Annotated in this window: 16 protein-coding genes; 6 read left to right on the top strand and 10 right to left on the bottom strand. The window is 60.3% G+C overall.

The features are described 5' to 3' along the window. Window positions 1-115: 115 nt before the first annotated feature. The 4 genes from infA to trxB form a co-directional block, all read right to left on the bottom strand. Window positions 116-334 (bottom strand): translation initiation factor IF-1, encoded by a 219-nt coding sequence (gene infA, locus ACW9JC_RS23050; protein ID WP_002553999.1) that lies wholly within the window; start codon window positions 332-334, stop codon window positions 116-118. A gap of 112 nt (window positions 335-446) precedes the next feature. Next, window positions 447-1154, bottom strand: coding sequence for an arginyltransferase (locus tag ACW9JC_RS23045; protein ID WP_095192702.1), 708 nt, complete (start codon window positions 1152-1154; stop codon window positions 447-449). Window positions 1155-1211: 57 nt separating this feature from the next. Further along, window positions 1212-1892 carry a leucyl/phenylalanyl-tRNA--protein transferase gene (gene aat / locus ACW9JC_RS23040; RefSeq protein WP_457457827.1) on the bottom strand — a complete coding sequence of 227 codons (681 nt, stop codon included), beginning with the start codon at window positions 1890-1892 and terminating at the stop codon, window positions 1212-1214. A gap of 63 nt (window positions 1893-1955) precedes the next feature. Beyond that, window positions 1956-2915, bottom strand: a complete 960-nt coding sequence (trxB, locus tag ACW9JC_RS23035; RefSeq protein WP_338581867.1) for a thioredoxin-disulfide reductase — start codon at window positions 2913-2915, stop codon at window positions 1956-1958. A 319-nt stretch (window positions 2916-3234) separates the two neighbouring features. Here trxB and ACW9JC_RS23030 point away from each other — a divergent pair, with 319 nt between their 5' ends. The 6 genes from ACW9JC_RS23030 (at window position 3235) to cysG (ending at window position 10818) form a co-directional block, all read left to right on the top strand. After that, window positions 3235-5643, top strand: a complete 2409-nt coding sequence (locus ACW9JC_RS23030) for a DNA translocase FtsK (protein WP_338581866.1) — start codon at window positions 3235-3237, stop codon at window positions 5641-5643. A gap of 67 nt (window positions 5644-5710) precedes the next feature. Next, window positions 5711-6334, top strand: coding sequence for an outer membrane lipoprotein chaperone LolA (lolA, locus tag ACW9JC_RS23025; RefSeq protein ID WP_338581865.1), 624 nt, complete (start codon window positions 5711-5713; stop codon window positions 6332-6334). A 96-nt stretch (window positions 6335-6430) separates the two neighbouring features. Then, window positions 6431-7753 carry a replication-associated recombination protein A gene (locus tag ACW9JC_RS23020; protein ID WP_457457823.1) on the top strand — a complete coding sequence of 441 codons (1323 nt, stop codon included), beginning with the start codon at window positions 6431-6433 and terminating at the stop codon, window positions 7751-7753. After that, entirely contained in the window at window positions 7753-8127 is a 375-nt protein-coding gene (crcB, locus tag ACW9JC_RS23015; protein ID WP_077047840.1) for a fluoride efflux transporter CrcB, read from the top strand. Before ACW9JC_RS23020 ends, crcB begins: the two co-directional genes overlap by 1 nt. Window positions 8128-8142: 15 nt before the next feature. Next, on the top strand, window positions 8143-9423 hold the full coding sequence (gene serS / locus ACW9JC_RS23010; RefSeq protein ID WP_457457821.1) for a serine--tRNA ligase: 1281 nt from the start codon (window positions 8143-8145) through the stop codon (window positions 9421-9423). Further along, entirely contained in the window at window positions 9424-10818 is a 1395-nt protein-coding gene (gene cysG / locus ACW9JC_RS23005; RefSeq protein WP_457457819.1) for a siroheme synthase CysG, read from the top strand. It begins immediately after the preceding gene. Window positions 10819-10925: 107 nt separating this feature from the next. On the opposite strand, the gene ACW9JC_RS23000 is transcribed toward cysG, so the two are convergent. The 6 genes from ACW9JC_RS23000 to tusD all read right to left on the bottom strand — a co-directional run bounded on the left by ACW9JC_RS23000 (window position 10926) and on the right by tusD (window position 14397). Continuing rightward, window positions 10926-11927, bottom strand: coding sequence for a glutathione S-transferase family protein (locus ACW9JC_RS23000; protein WP_457457817.1), 1002 nt, complete (start codon window positions 11925-11927; stop codon window positions 10926-10928). A 90-nt stretch (window positions 11928-12017) separates the two neighbouring features. Continuing rightward, window positions 12018-13019, bottom strand: coding sequence for a glycosyl transferase family protein (locus tag ACW9JC_RS22995; protein ID WP_457457815.1), 1002 nt, complete (start codon window positions 13017-13019; stop codon window positions 12018-12020). Further along, on the bottom strand, window positions 13016-13351 hold the full coding sequence (locus tag ACW9JC_RS22990) for a TusE/DsrC/DsvC family sulfur relay protein (RefSeq protein ID WP_457457813.1): 336 nt from the start codon (window positions 13349-13351) through the stop codon (window positions 13016-13018). The genes ACW9JC_RS22995 and ACW9JC_RS22990 overlap by 4 nt, the downstream gene beginning before the upstream one ends. Continuing rightward, window positions 13348-13641: a sulfurtransferase complex subunit TusB gene (gene tusB, locus ACW9JC_RS22985; protein WP_457457811.1), complete on the bottom strand. Its 294-nt coding sequence runs from the start codon at window positions 13639-13641 to the stop codon at window positions 13348-13350. The genes ACW9JC_RS22990 and tusB overlap by 4 nt, the downstream gene beginning before the upstream one ends. Beyond that, window positions 13641-14003, bottom strand: a complete 363-nt coding sequence (gene tusC / locus ACW9JC_RS22980) for a sulfurtransferase complex subunit TusC (RefSeq protein WP_457457809.1) — start codon at window positions 14001-14003, stop codon at window positions 13641-13643. Before tusC ends, tusB begins: the two co-directional genes overlap by 1 nt. Before the next feature lies 1 nt (window position 14004). Continuing rightward, window positions 14005-14397 (bottom strand): sulfurtransferase complex subunit TusD, encoded by a 393-nt coding sequence (gene tusD, locus ACW9JC_RS22975; RefSeq protein WP_457457829.1) that lies wholly within the window; start codon window positions 14395-14397, stop codon window positions 14005-14007. Between the last annotated feature and the right edge of the window lie 141 nt (window positions 14398-14538).

The following is a 14538-nucleotide window of genomic DNA, read 5'->3' as shown; positions in this document are numbered from 1 at the left end:
TTTAGATCAAAAGATCGCAGCCTTCGGCAGCTCCTACAAGGGCAGTGCGCGGCAGGTAAATCGCAGGCAAACAAAAACGCCCGGCAATTATGCCGGGCGTTTTGTATTGACTTGATTAGCGAGCGCGGTAAGTGATGCGCCCTTTGCTCAAGTCATAGGGCGTCAGCTCGACGCGCACTTTGTCACCGGTAAGAATACGGATGTAGTTCTTGCGCATCTTGCCGGAAATATGCGCGGTTACGACGTGCCCATTTTCCAACTCCACGCGAAACATGGTGTTGGGCAGGGTGTCGACGACAGTGCCTTCCATTTCGAAGCTGTCTTCTTTCGACATGCAGTAAAGCCCTCGGTGTCCAGTGAATGGCCCGGTGCAACTGCGCCAGGCAAAAGCGGCGTGCATTGTGCCCGAAAAGTGGGGGTCAAGCCAAGGGGTTTAAGGGTGTGCTCTAGTTCAGAACGACCCAGCGCTGGTTAACCAGCAGCTCGATGGGGCGATATTGGGTCTTGTAACTCATTTTTTTGCAGTTTTTGATCCAGTAGCCCAAGTACACCGCGTCCAGCCCCAGGCGCCGGGCCTCGGCGATTTGCCAGAGGATGGCGTAACGCCCCAGGCTGCGGCGTTCTTCGTCGGGCTCGTAGAAGGTGTAGACCGCCGACAGGCCGTTGGGCAGAAGGTCGGTGACGGCGATCGCCAGCAACCGTCCGTCGAGACGGAATTCGTAGAACCGTGAAAATGGCAGGTCACGCACCAGGAAGGTCGAAAACTGATCGCGGCTGGGCGGGTACATGTCGCCATCGGCATGCCGCTCTTCGATGTAACGCTGATAAAGGTCGAAATACTCTTCGCTGAAACCTGGCTTGGCCGGGCGTACCTGCAAGTCGGCGTTGCGCTTGAAAATGCGCTTCTGCTGACGGTTGGGCGTGAATTGGGCTACAGGAATGCGCGCCGGTACGCACGCATTGCAGTTCTGGCAATGGGGGCGATACAAGTGGTCGCCACTGCGACGAAAACCCATTTCCGACAGGTCTGCATAGACATGCACATCCATGGGCTGGCTAGGGTCGAGGAACAGGGTCGTGGCCTGCTCCTCAGGCAGATAGCTGCAAGAGTGGGGCTGAGTGGCATAGAACTTCAAACGCGCCAACTCGGTCATGATCAACCCTCGGGATAATGCTTTCGATTAAGTGTAAGCCACGCGCGCAAAAGTCGCTCAGCAAACCCAGGTTGCGCGGCTGGGTTGATCCAGATATTGCGACAGATAACCCGCAAACGCGCTGCGCGGGATCGCCCTGGCGCCCAGGCTGTGCAGATGGTCGGTGGGCATCTGGCAGTCGATCAGGACAAAGCCTGAGTCTTTCAGATGTCGCACCAGGGTGGCAAAGCCATATTTGGAGGCATTGTCGGCGCGGCTGAACATGGATTCGCCGAAAAACAGCCGCCCCATCGCCAGGCCATACAGCCCGCCGACGAGCGTGCCCTGATCCCAGACTTCCACCGAGTGCGCGTAACCGCGCTTGTGCAGTTGCAGGTAGGCGTTCTGCATGGCTTCGGTGATCCAGGTGCCGTCGGCGTAATCCCGTGGCGCGGCGCAGGCGCTGATGACTGCGGCAAAATCCTGATCGAAGGTCACTTGATAGCGTTGCTGGCGCAGCAATTTGTTCAGGCTGCGGGACACATGCAGTTCGTCGGGAAACAGAACGGTGCGCGGGTCCGGCGACCACCAGAGAATCGGCTGACCTTCCGAGAACCATGGAAAGCAACCGTGGCGGTAGGCCTGAATCAACCGATCGGCAGACAGGTCGCCACCGGCGGCCAACAGGCCGTTGGGGTCGCGCATGGCTTTTTCCAGCGGCGGGAAAGTCAGGGAGTTGCGTTGTAACCAAGTCAGCATGGCGTCCGGGCTTGCAGAAGGGGAGGGCGGTGGCGAGCTTGAGGCTCGCCACCCAGTGTGCCGTTAAACGACGGGAATGTCGTCGAGGTATTTTTCCGCATCGAGGGCTGCCATGCAGCCGGCCCCGGCGGAGGTGACTGCCTGGCGATAGACGTGATCGGCCACGTCGCCGGCCGCAAACACACCTTCGATGGCGGTTGCGGTGGCATCACCTTCGCTGCCGCCCTTGACCAGCAGGTAACCGTCGCGCATTTCCAGTTGGCCGACGAACAAGTCGGTATTGGGTTTGTGGCCGATAGCGATGAACACTCCGGAAACCGCCAGTTCCTTGGTTTCGCCGGTATGGCTGTCGCGCAGGCGGGCGCCGGTCACGCCGCTGGCGTCACCCAGTACTTCATCCAGATTCTGGTTCCAGTGCAGGCGGATGTTGCCATTGGCGGCTTTCTCGAACAGTTTGTCCTGGAGGATTTTCTCCGAGCGCAGCTTGTCGCGCCGGTGAATCAGGTGCACTTCGCTGGCGATGTTCGACAGGTACAGGGCTTCTTCAACCGCCGTGTTGCCGCCGCCGACCACGGCAACCACTTGCTTGCGGTAGAAGAATCCATCGCAGGTCGCGCAGGCCGAAACCCCTTTGCCGGCAAATGTCTCTTCCGATGGCAGGCCCAGATATTGCGCGGAAGCGCCGGTGGCGATAATCAGCGCGTCGCAGGTATAAGTGCCGCTGTCGCCGGTCAACTCAAACGGGCGCTGTTGCAACTTGGCTGTATGGATGTGGTCGTAGACGATCTGTGTGTCAAAGCGTTCGGCGTGTTTTTGCATGCGTTCCATCAGGACCGGGCCGGTGAGACCTTCGACATCACCAGGCCAGTTATCGACTTCGACAGTGGTGGTGAGCTGGCCACCTGCCTGTATGCCGGTGATGACAACGGGTTTGAGGTTGGCGCGGGCGGCATACACGGCTGCGCTGTAACCGGCGGGGCCGGAACCCAGAATGATCAGACGGTGATGTTGCACTGCGCTCATAAAAACACCTCATAAGCCTTTGTCACAAAAGAGAATGCATGCTCAAATTGAGTCGCATGCAATGTGCTTTTGACTATGCTGCATACAAGTGTTGCCAGCATGGCATTGGATGAGCAAACCCGTACAATGCCTGGCTGTAACAGTGTTTGTAACAAAATAAGCGATGCGCTTCGTGTTTATAAAAACCGGGGCGCAGTGTTAAAAGTAGTACCAGTTAGGCCTGTTAACTTTTTTACCTGCCTGGATTGGGCAGTTTTTTGCCGTTTTTTTAAAGACATTCATCAGATGGACGCGCCTTGGGCGCAGGAAAAGTAGCGTTTTGAAGAAATCCACCGAAGCACCCAAAACAGTCGTTCCGCTCTGGCGCCAGCATTTGCACTACCGCCTCAAGGAAGGTGCATTGATCGCCATCGGTGCGTTGTGCCTGTTTCTGATGATGGCCTTGCTGACCTATGGCAAGGACGATCCGGGTTGGAGCCACAACAGCAAGATCGACGACGTGCAGAACTTCGGCGGTCCGGCGGGCTCCTACAGCGCCGATATCCTGTTCATGGTGTTGGGTTACTTCGCCTATATCTTCCCGTTGTTGCTGGCGATCAAGGCTTATCAGATCTTCCGTCAGCGCCACGAGCCGTGGCAGTGGAGCGGCTGGCTGTTTTCCTGGCGTTTGATCGGCCTGGTGTTCCTGGTGCTGTCCGGTGCTGCGCTGGCTCATATCCATTTCCATGCCGCGACCGGTCTGCCGGCTGGCGCTGGCGGTGCACTGGGCGAAAGCCTTGGCGACCTGGCCAAAAACGCGCTGAACATTCAGGGCAGCACGTTGCTGTTCATCGCTCTGTTCCTGTTCGGCCTGACCGTATTCACCGACCTGTCGTGGTTCAAGGTGATGGACGTCACCGGCAAGATCACCCTCGACCTGTTTGAACTGTTCCAGGGCGCCGCCAATCGTTGGTGGGCGGCCCGTACCGAACGCAAGCAACTGGTCGCGCAATTGCGTGAAGTCGACGATCGTGTGCACGACGTGGTCGCGCCGACCGTCAGCGACAAACGCGAACAGGCCAAGGTCAAGGAACGCCTGATCGAACGTGAGCAGGCCCTGAGCAAGCACATGTCCGAGCGCGAGAAGCAGGTGCCGCCGGTTATTGCGCCGGCGCCGGTCAAGCCCGCCGCGCCGAGCAAGCGTGTCGAAAAAGAGAAACAGGCACCGCTGTTCGTCGACAGCGCTGTGGAAGGCACCTTGCCGCCGATCTCGATTCTCGACCCGGCAGAAAAGAAACAACTCAATTATTCGCCTGAATCCCTGGCTGCGGTTGGCCATTTGCTGGAAATCAAGCTCAAGGAATTCGGCGTCGAAGTCACCGTGGATTCGATTCATCCGGGCCCGGTGATTACCCGTTACGAAATCCAGCCTGCGGCCGGCGTAAAAGTCAGCCGCATCTCCAACCTGGCCAAAGACCTGGCACGTTCCCTGGCCGTGACCAGTGTGCGTGTCGTGGAAGTGATTCCGGGCAAGACCACGGTCGGTATCGAAATTCCTAACGAAGACCGGCAGATCGTGCGCTTCTCCGAGGTGCTGTCGACCCCTGAGTACGACAACTTCAAATCGCCGGTCACCCTGGCCCTGGGCCACGACATCGGTGGCAAGCCGGTCATCACTGACCTGGCGAAAATGCCGCACTTGCTGGTGGCCGGCACCACCGGTTCCGGTAAGTCGGTGGGTGTGAACGCGATGATCCTGTCGATCCTGTTCAAGTCCGGCCCGGAAGACGCCAAGCTGATCATGATCGACCCGAAAATGCTCGAACTGTCGATCTACGAAGGCATTCCGCACCTGTTGTGCCCGGTGGTTACCGACATGAAGGACGCCGCCAACGCCCTGCGCTGGAGCGTTGCCGAGATGGAGCGCCGCTACAAGCTGATGGCGAAGATGGGCGTGCGAAACCTGTCGGGCTTCAACGCCAAGGTCAAGGAAGCCCAGGACGCTGGCGAGCCATTGAGCGATCCGCTGTACAAGCGCGAGAGCATCCACGACGAAGCACCGCTGCTGCAAAAGCTGCCGACCATCGTGGTGGTGGTCGACGAATTCGCCGACATGATGATGATCGTCGGCAAGAAGGTTGAAGAACTGATCGCTCGTATCGCCCAGAAGGCGCGTGCGGCCGGTATCCACTTGATCCTCGCGACCCAGCGTCCATCGGTGGACGTGATCACCGGTCTGATCAAGGCCAACATCCCGACCCGCATGGCGTTCCAGGTATCGAGCAAGATCGACTCGCGGACCATCATCGACCAGGGCGGCGCCGAACAACTGCTGGGTCACGGTGACATGCTCTACATGCCGCCGGGCACCAGTCTGCCGATTCGTGTCCACGGTGCTTTCGTGTCCGACGATGAGGTTCACCGTGTGGTCGAGGCCTGGAAACTGCGCGGTGCGCCGGAGTACAACGACGACATCCTCAACGGTGTCGAAGAGGCCGGCAGTGGCTTTGAAGGCAGTAGTGGCGGCGGCGACGGCGATGATCCCGAGGCTGACGCGCTGTACGATGAGGCGGTGCAGTTCGTTCTGGAAAGCCGCCGCGCTTCCATTTCCGCTGTCCAGCGCAAGCTGAAAATCGGCTACAACCGCGCCGCGCGCATGATCGAAGCCATGGAAATGGCCGGAGTCGTGACGTCCATGAATACCAACGGTTCGCGTGAAGTCCTGGCCCCAACCCCGGCGCGCGACTGACCCGATATGAAAAGGGGCGGCGTCCTGAGGCGCCACCCGCACTCCCACGAATGTAATGAGGACTCCCATGCGTCTGATCCGCATGCTGTTGCTGCCGGTACTGGCTTTGACCACGCTCTCGGCCCACGCCGATGACAAGGACGTGGCGCGTCTGACCCAACTGCTGGAAAAATCCCAGACTCTGAGCGCACGTTTCTCGCAACTGACCCTCGATGGCACTGGCACTCAGTTGCAGGAAACTGCCGGCGAGATGTCGTTGCAGCGTCCGGGCCTGTTCTACTGGCACACCAATGCTCCTGCCGAGCAGACCATGGTTTCCGACGGCAAGAAAGTCACCCTGTGGGACCCGGACCTGGAGCAGGCCACCATCAAGAACCTCGACCAGCGCCTGACCCAGACGCCGGCGTTGCTGTTGTCCGGTGACGTGTCCAAGATCAGCGAGAGCTTCGATATCAGCGCCAAGGAAGCCGGTGGCGTGATTGACTTCACCCTCAAGCCGAAAACCAAGGACACCCTGTTCGACAGCCTGCGCCTGTCGTTCCGCAACGGTCTGGTCAATGATATGCAACTGATCGACAGCGTCGGCCAGCGCACCAATATCCTGTTCACCGGGGTGAAGGCCAACGAGCCGATCCCGGCGTCCAAGTTCAAGTTCGATATCCCGAAGGGTGCGGACGTGATCCAGGAGTAACCGCAATCCGTAGGTGCGAGCTTATGTGGCGAGGGAGCAAGCTCCCTCGCCACAGGTTTCCAGCAGATTTGTAATACGAGGTTTTAAACGTACGCCATGGATCTGTTTCGCAGCGCCCCGATCTCTCAGCCTTTGGCCGCGCGCCTGCGCGCGACCAATCTGGATGAGTACGTCGGTCAGGAACACGTGCTCGCTCGCGGCAAGCCTTTGCGCGAGGCGCTGGAGCAGGGTGCCCTGCATTCGATGATTTTCTGGGGGCCGCCGGGCGTGGGCAAAACCACGCTGGCGCGATTGCTGGCGGAAGTCTCGGAGGCGCATTTCGAAACGGTGTCGGCGGTGCTGGCCGGGGTAAAGGAGATCCGTCAGTCGGTGGAAATCGCCAAGCAGCAGGCCGCGCAATACGGTCGGCGCACGATTCTGTTCGTCGACGAAGTGCATCGCTTCAACAAGTCGCAGCAGGATGCGTTCCTGCCGTACGTTGAAGATGGCACGCTGATTTTCATCGGCGCGACCACCGAAAACCCCTCGTTCGAACTCAATAACGCTTTGCTGTCCCGTGCGCGGGTCTATGTGCTGAAAAGCCTCGACGAAGCCGCGCTGCGCAAGCTGGTGCACCGCGCGCTGACCGAAGAGCGTGGTTTGGGTAAACGCAACCTGACCCTCAGCGATGAAGGCTTCCAGATGCTGCTGTCGGCCGCCGATGGCGATGGCCGGCGCTTGCTCAATCTGCTGGAAAACGCCTCGGACCTGGCCGAAGACAACAGCGAAATCGGCACCGACCTGCTGCAAAGCCTGCTCGGCGATACCCGTCGGCGTTTCGACAAGGGCGGCGAAGCGTTCTACGACCAGATCTCCGCGCTGCACAAATCGGTGCGCGGCTCCAATCCCGACGGCGCGTTGTACTGGTTTGCGCGAATGATCGACGGCGGTTGCGATCCGTTGTACCTGGCCCGGCGCGTGGTGCGCATGGCCAGCGAAGACATCGGCAACGCCGACCCGCGTGCGTTGAGCCTGTGCCTGGCGGCGTGGGAAGTGCAAGAGCGCCTCGGCAGCCCCGAAGGCGAATTGGCGGTGGCCCAGGCCATCACCTATCTGGCCTGCGCGCCGAAAAGCAACGCGGTGTACATGGGCTTCAAGACCGCACTGCGCGCCGCCGCCGAACACGGTTCGCTGGAAGTGCCGCTGCACCTGCGCAACGCGCCGACCAAACTGATGAAACAATTGGGCTACGGCGACGAATACCGTTATGCCCACGACGAACCTGATGCCTACGCCGCCGGCGAAGATTATTTCCCGGAAGAACTCGACCCGATCCCGTTCTATCAACCGGTGCCTCGTGGCCTGGAATTGAAGATCGGCGAAAAGCTCAATCACCTGGCAAAACTCGACCGTTCAAGCCCCCGGCAGCGGAGAAAATAGTGCTTCCATTGATCGTTGCGGTTTCCGTCGGCGGGATCGCCGGCACGCTGTTGCGCTTTGCCACGGGTAACTGGATCAACGCTAATTGGCCGCGGCACTTCTATACCGCGACGCTGGCCGTTAATATCGTGGGCTGTTTGCTGATCGGCGTTCTATACGGTCTGTTTTTGATTCGCCCGGAGGTGCCGATCGAGGTGCGTGCCGGGTTGATCGTCGGCTTCCTCGGAGGGCTGACGACTTTTTCATCCTTTTCACTGGATACGGTACGCCTGCTGGAAAGCGGGCAAGTGCCGCTGGCCCTGGGCTATGCGGCCATCAGCGTATTCGGCGGGCTGCTCGCCACCTGGGCTGGCCTGTCCTTGACCAAACTTTGATAACGAGAGACCGACATGCTCGATTCCAAACTGTTACGTAGCAACCTTCAGGACGTAGCGGACCGCCTGGCATCCCGTGGCTATGCCCTGGATGTCGCGCGCATCGAAGCGCTGGAAGAACAGCGCAAGACCGTCCAGACCCGCACCGAAGCACTGCAGGCTGAACGTAACGCGCGCTCCAAATCCATCGGTCAGGCCAAGCAGCGCGGCGAAGACATCGCGCCGCTGATGGCGGACGTCGAGCGCATGGCGGGCGAATTGAGTGCCGGTAAAGTCGAACTGGACGCGATCCAGACCGAACTGGACTCGATCCTGCTGGGCATCCCGAACCTGCCGCACGAATCGGTGCCGGTCGGTAAAGATGAAGACGACAACGTCGAAGTGCGCCGCTGGGGCACGCCGACCGCTTTCGATTTCCCGGTTCAGGACCACGTCGCCCTGGGCGAGAAGTTCGGTTGGCTGGACTTCGAAACCGCCGCCAAGCTGTCCGGGGCCCGTTTCGCCCTGCTGCGCGGCCCGATTGCCCGTCTGCACCGCGCCCTGGCGCAATTCATGATCAACCTGCACGTCACCGAACACGGTTACGAAGAGGCCTACACGCCTTATCTGGTCCAGGCTCCGGCGCTGCAAGGCACCGGCCAGCTGCCGAAGTTCGAAGAAGACTTGTTCAAGATCGCCCGCGAAGGCGAAGCCGATCTGTACCTGATCCCGACGGCCGAAGTGTCGCTGACCAACATCGTTGCCGGTGAAATCGTCGACGCCAAGCAACTGCCGATCAAGTTCGTCGCCCACACCCCGTGCTTCCGCAGTGAAGCCGGCGCGTCGGGGCGCGACACTCGCGGCATGATCCGTCAGCACCAGTTCGACAAGGTCGAGATGGTGCAGATCGTCGAGCCGTCGCAGTCGATGGAAGCGCTGGAAGGCCTGACCGCCAACGCCGAGAAAGTCCTGCAACTGCTGGAGCTGCCTTACCGCACGCTGGCGCTGTGCACTGGCGACATGGGCTTCAGCGCGGTCAAGACCTACGACCTGGAAGTGTGGATCCCGAGCCAGGACAAGTACCGCGAAATCTCGTCGTGCTCCAACTGCGGCGACTTCCAGGCCCGTCGTATGCAAGCGCGTTTCCGCAACCCGGAAACCGGCAAGCCTGAGTTGGTGCACACCCTGAACGGTTCTGGCCTGGCGGTCGGTCGTACGCTGGTGGCTGTGCTGGAAAACTACCAGCAGGCCGACGGTTCGATCCGTGTACCGCAAGTGCTCAAGCCTTACATGGGTGGCCTCGAGGTCATCGGTTAAATGAACTATCTGCCGCTGTTTCACAACCTTCGCGGCAGTCGTGTGTTGGTCGTCGGTGGGGGGGAGATCGCCTTGCGCAAATCCCGCCTGCTGGCCGATGCCGGTGCGCTGCTGCGGGTGGTTGCACCTGAAATCGAAGCGCAACTGCGCGAACTGGTTGCCGGCAGCGGTGGCGAGTGCCTGTTGCGTGGCTACGCCGAAACGGACCTGGACGGTTGCGGGCTGGTCATCGCCGCCACCGACGATGAAGCGCTGAACGCACAAGTGTCCGCCGATGCCCACCGGCGTTGCGTGCCGGTCAATGTGGTCGACGCTCCTGCGCTGTGCAGCGTGATCTTCCCGGCGATCGTCGACCGTTCGCCGTTGATCATTGCGGTGTCCAGCGGTGGCGATGCGCCGGTGCTGGCACGTTTGATCCGCGCCAAGATCGAAACCTGGATTCCTTCTACCTACGGCCAACTGGCTGGCCTGGCGGCGCGCTTTCGCCATCAGGTCAAAGGCCTGTTTCCGGATGTGCAGCAACGCCGCGCATTCTGGGAAGAGGTTTTCCAGGGGCCGATTGCCGACCGTCAACTGGCCGGGCAGGGCGGTGAAGCCGAGCGTCTGTTGCAGGCGAAAATCGATGGTGAAGCGCCGGTGGCCACCGGTGAGGTGTATCTGGTGGGTGCGGGGCCGGGTGATCCGGACCTGCTGACGTTCAAGGCATTGCGCCTGATGCAACAAGCCGATGTGGTGCTGTACGACCGTTTGGTTGCACCGGCGATCCTGGAATTGTGCCGTCGCGACGCCGAGCGTGTTTATGTCGGCAAGCGTCGCGCCGATCACGCCGTGCCGCAGGATCAGATCAACCAGCAATTGGTGGATCTGGCCAAGCAAGGCAAGCGTGTGGTGCGGTTGAAGGGTGGTGATCCGTTCATCTTCGGCCGTGGCGGTGAAGAGATCGAAGAACTGGCGGCTCACGGCATTCCGTTCCAGGTGGTGCCGGGTATCACGGCAGCCAGCGGTTGCGCGGCGTATGCCGGGATTCCGCTGACCCACCGCGACTACGCGCAGTCGGTACGCTTTGTCACCGGGCACCTGAAGGACGGTTCCACCGATTTGCCGTGGGCCGACCTGGTTGCCCCAGCGCAAACCCTGGTGTTCTACATGGGGCTGGTGGGTTTGCCGATCATCTGCGAACAGTTGATCAAGCACGGTCGCGGCGCCGATACCCCGGCGGCATTGATCCAGCAGGGCACAACGGTCAATCAGCGGGTGTTTACCGGCACGCTGGCCGATCTGCCGCGATTGGTGGCGGAGCATGAAGTGCATGCGCCGACATTGGTGATCGTTGGGGAGGTGGTGCAATTGCGCGAGAAACTGGCGTGGTTTGAAGGGGCTCAGGGGCAACTCTGATTTTGAGTTGCCTGTTGCGAAAAGATCGCAGCCTTCGGCAGCTCCTACAGGGAATCATGTCATTCTGTAGGAACTGCCGAAGGCTGCGATCTTTTGCTTTTGTGCTTTCAGACCCTGCGCCAAACCCCTTTCCCACTCAACCGCTCCCGATCATGGGCCGCGGTGAAATCCTGCTCTGGACCTTTTGGCACAATCCCGGTCGGGTTGATGGTCTTGTGGCTGCCGTAGTAGTGATTCTTGATGTGGGTAAAATCCACTGTCTCGGCAATCCCCGGCCACTGATACATCTCCCGCAGCCAGTTCGACAGGTTCGGATAATCGGCAATGCGCCGCAGGTTGCACTTGAAGTGGCCGTAGTACACCGCGTCAAAACGAATCAGCGTGGTGAACAGGCGAATGTCCGCTTCGGTCAGGTACTCGCCGGTCAGGTAACGGTTGGCGTCCAGCACCTGTTCCAGATGATCCAGCTCCGCAAACACATCTTCGAACGCTTCTTCATAAGCCTGCTGTGAAGTGGCGAAACCGGCGCGGTACACGCCGTTGTTCACTGCCGGATAGATCCGCTCGTTCAGCGCATCGATCTCACTGCGTAATGGTTCCGGATAGAAATCCAGACCGTTGCCGGTCAAGTCATCGAAGGCACTGTTGAACATGCGGATGATTTCCGCCGATTCATTGCTGACGATGCGCTTCTGTTGTTTGTCCCACAGCACCGGCACGGTGACGCGACCGGTGTAGTCGGCGGTATCGGCGGTGTAGCGCTGGTGCATGAATTCGAAATGGTCGAGTTTGTCGCCGGTAGAGCCCAGCGTCTTGTCGAAGGTCCAGCCGTTTTCCAGCATCAGCCAACTGACCACCGACACATCGATCAGGCTTTCCAGACCCTTGAGTTTGCGCAGGATCAGCGTGCGATGAGCCCACGGACAGGCGAGGGACACGTAGAGATGATAGCGACCAGGCTCGGCAGCAAAACCACCGACACCGCTCGGGCCGGGCTGGCCGTCAGCGGTGACCCAGTTGCGACGCTGCGCCTGCTCACGCTGGAACGCGCCGTCCTTGCTGCTTTCGTACCACTTGTCTTGCCAGCGACCTTCAACTAACAAACCCATGTTCGAGACTCCTCAACCGATAAGCGTTGGAGAGGAGTCTATTCCGATAGGTTCGATAAAAAAGCGCAAAGGTTGAGGGGGTATGATCGATTAAATCGATTTGTCCCGAGCTTCCCAGTATTGCTGGGCGGTTTCGAACGCTTGCTCGCGAGTCTGGCCAAGGCCACGCAAGGCCAGCGCCATGGTGGAGATCAGGGCCATTTGCGGGTAGCTGTCGACCACATCGCCACGCCATACGGCCTTCAGATGCTCTGGCTCAAGCGATGCCGGTTTGACGTGGCGCTGGCTCGACAGTTGCGGCCACTCCTCATCCCAACTTACCCCGCCGGTGGTGCCGTACAAATGGCTGTCGGCATCCGGGTTAATCTCGATCTCGCCGCCATCGCCCTTGACCACAATCGCGGTGTCCCCGAGCAAGCCGCTGGCATCGCGATGCACAGCCTGATAACCGGGGTGGAAAATGCTTTGCAGGCCACAACGCGCGCCTAATGGATTGAGAATCCGCGCCAGCGAGTGGATCGGCGAGCGCAGGCCCAGGGTGTTGCGCAGGTCGATCATCCGTTGCAACTGCGGCGCCCAGTCCACCAGCGGCATGAACGCCAAACCGCCGTTGTCCAGGGCCGTGCCGACCTGCTGCCAGTTGCGGCACAGCGGGATATTCAGTTCCTCCAGCAATTGCTCGCTGTACAGCCGACCCGCCGTGTGGGCGCCGCCGCCGTGCATGAAGATCCGCACGCCGTTCTGCGCCAGGCACTTCGCTGCTAACAGATACCACGGCAGGTGACGCTTCTTGCCGGCGTAAGTCGGCCAGTCCAGATCCACCGCCATTGCCGGGGGAGTCAAGCGCTCGCGCAAGGCCTCGGTGAAACCGGCCATTTCCTCGGCGCTTTCTTCCTTGTGTCGCAGCAGCATCAAAAATGCGCCGAGTTGGGTTTCCTCGACCTGTTCATCGAGCACCATGCCCATGGCGGAGCGGGCTTCTTCACGGGTCAGGTCGCGGGCGCCGCGTTTGCCTTTGCCAAGGATGCGCACGAACTGGGCGAACGGGTGTTCGGCGGGTGTTTCGAGGGTCAGCGCAGGGTAGTCGGTCATAAGCAATTCGTCGGTTTGGGCAGGCCCGCCAGTTTCGCGGCGAGTTTGGCGGGGGTGCCTTTGAACAGTCGGTTCAGGTGCAGGCTGTTGCCTTTTTCCGGCCCGAGTTTCAGTGCGGTGTATTTGATCAGCGGACGGGTGGCCGGCGACAACTGGAACTCGGCGTAGAAACTGCGCAGCAGTTCGAGGATTTCCCAGTGTTCGGGGCTCAACTCCATGTCTTCGGCAGCCGCCAGGGCACCGGCGACATCCGCCGACCAGTCACTCAGTTCGACCAGGAAACCGTCCTTGTCCAACTCGATGGCGCGGGCGCCGACCGTCAATGCATTCATAGCCAACTGTTGACCTTGTCGTGGTTGATCGACAGTTCGACGAAGGCCGGGTAATCGATGGCCTCGGCCCAGTCTGGAACGTCGATGGCCCGGGCCTGGGCGTCTTCGGTCAGAACATAGAGCTTGAGGCTGCGCGCGCTCAATGCGGTGAACGGTGCGGTGCCCGGCTGCAAGGCATAGGCCGCGTCGCCGGACAGCAGCAACGCGTCATGGGTGCCGATCACGCGCAGGCAACTGCTCAAGCGTTCGTCGCCGAAGGGGGAATGAGACAACACATGCAAAGTCGACATCAGAGGGTGATCACCTGGTTGTAACGGTCAATGAGTGCGGTGATTTCAGCGGCGTCCAGCGCCCGGGCTTCCTCCAGCGACAGCGCGCTCGGGTCCAGGCCCCGCTGCACCGCGCTGTCGGCACAGACGAACAGTTCTTCGACACCGAACATCGGCAAGGCTTGAAGGTTGGCACTCAGGTCTTTCTGTTGCAGGGCCTTGGCGTCCTGTTTGGTCGCGAGCTGGAACACGCCGTCATCGAGAAACAGCAGGCCGATCGGCAGATCGAAAGCGCCACCGGCCAGCACGATGTCCAGCGCTTCCCGCGCGCCCGGTCCGGACCACGGCGCCTGACGGCTGATGATCAACAAGGATTTGGCCATCTCATGCGCCTCCGAAACAGATCAGGCGGTCGGCATCCTGCACCGCGTCATGCAATTGGCCGAGCCCGGACAATTCCCACGGCGTGCTGACGGCAACAGCGTCGCGTTGATAGCGCTTGGCTTCTTCGTCGTTCAACACGCCACGGCGCAGGGCGGCGGCGATGCACACCACGCCATCTAGTTTTTGCTCGCTGACGAAGGTGCGCCATTGCTTGGGCAAGTCGAGTTCGTCCTGGGGCGTGACCACGCTGCCGGAGGCGTTGTAGACGCCATCCTGATAAAAAAACAGCCGGACAATCTCATGCCCACCGGCCAGCGCGGCCTGGGCGAACAGCAAGGCGCGGCGCGAGGAGGGCGCATGGGCGGCGGAAAACACGGCGATGGCGAACTTCATGACGGACTCGATCAGCGAAACTGCGGCCATGATAAAGCTTTATCGGCGGGGCGGCGAAGGGGTTTCCCACGCCTCTGTGGAGGATCTGCCGAAGGCTGCGATCTTTTGATTTTGTTTTTAAAAGCAAAAGATCGCAGCCTT

It is taken from the genome of Pseudomonas sp. SDO5591_S426 (genome assembly GCF_054070755.1).
This window is presented reverse-complemented; position numbering and strand designations above follow the sequence as displayed.

Bases quoted from the DNA above. Each gene is read 5' to 3' on its own strand.
- infA (WP_002553999.1), bottom strand. From the start codon at position 334: ATGTCGAAAGAAGACAGCTTCGAAATGGAAGGCACTGTCGTCGACACC.
- ACW9JC_RS23045 (WP_095192702.1), bottom strand. From the start codon at position 1,154: ATGACCGAGTTGGCGCGTTTGAAGTTCTATGCCACTCAGCCCCACTCT.
- aat (WP_457457827.1), bottom strand. From the start codon at position 1,892: ATGCTGACTTGGTTACAACGCAACTCCCTGACTTTCCCGCCGCTGGAA.
- trxB (WP_338581867.1), bottom strand. From the start codon at position 2,915: ATGAGCGCAGTGCAACATCACCGTCTGATCATTCTGGGTTCCGGCCCC.
- lolA (WP_338581865.1), top strand. From the start codon at position 5,711: ATGCGTCTGATCCGCATGCTGTTGCTGCCGGTACTGGCTTTGACCACG.
- ACW9JC_RS23020 (WP_457457823.1), top strand. From the start codon at position 6,431: ATGGATCTGTTTCGCAGCGCCCCGATCTCTCAGCCTTTGGCCGCGCGC.
- serS (WP_457457821.1), top strand. From the start codon at position 8,143: ATGCTCGATTCCAAACTGTTACGTAGCAACCTTCAGGACGTAGCGGAC.
- cysG (WP_457457819.1), top strand. From the start codon at position 9,424: ATGAACTATCTGCCGCTGTTTCACAACCTTCGCGGCAGTCGTGTGTTG.
- ACW9JC_RS23000 (WP_457457817.1), bottom strand. From the start codon at position 11,927: ATGGGTTTGTTAGTTGAAGGTCGCTGGCAAGACAAGTGGTACGAAAGC.
- ACW9JC_RS22995 (WP_457457815.1), bottom strand. From the start codon at position 13,019: ATGACCGACTACCCTGCGCTGACCCTCGAAACACCCGCCGAACACCCG.
- ACW9JC_RS22990 (WP_457457813.1), bottom strand. From the start codon at position 13,351: ATGAATGCATTGACGGTCGGCGCCCGCGCCATCGAGTTGGACAAGGAC.
- tusB (WP_457457811.1), bottom strand. From the start codon at position 13,641: ATGTCGACTTTGCATGTGTTGTCTCATTCCCCCTTCGGCGACGAACGC.
- tusC (WP_457457809.1), bottom strand. From the start codon at position 14,003: ATGGCCAAATCCTTGTTGATCATCAGCCGTCAGGCGCCGTGGTCCGGA.
- tusD (WP_457457829.1), bottom strand. From the start codon at position 14,397: ATGAAGTTCGCCATCGCCGTGTTTTCCGCCGCCCATGCGCCCTCCTCG.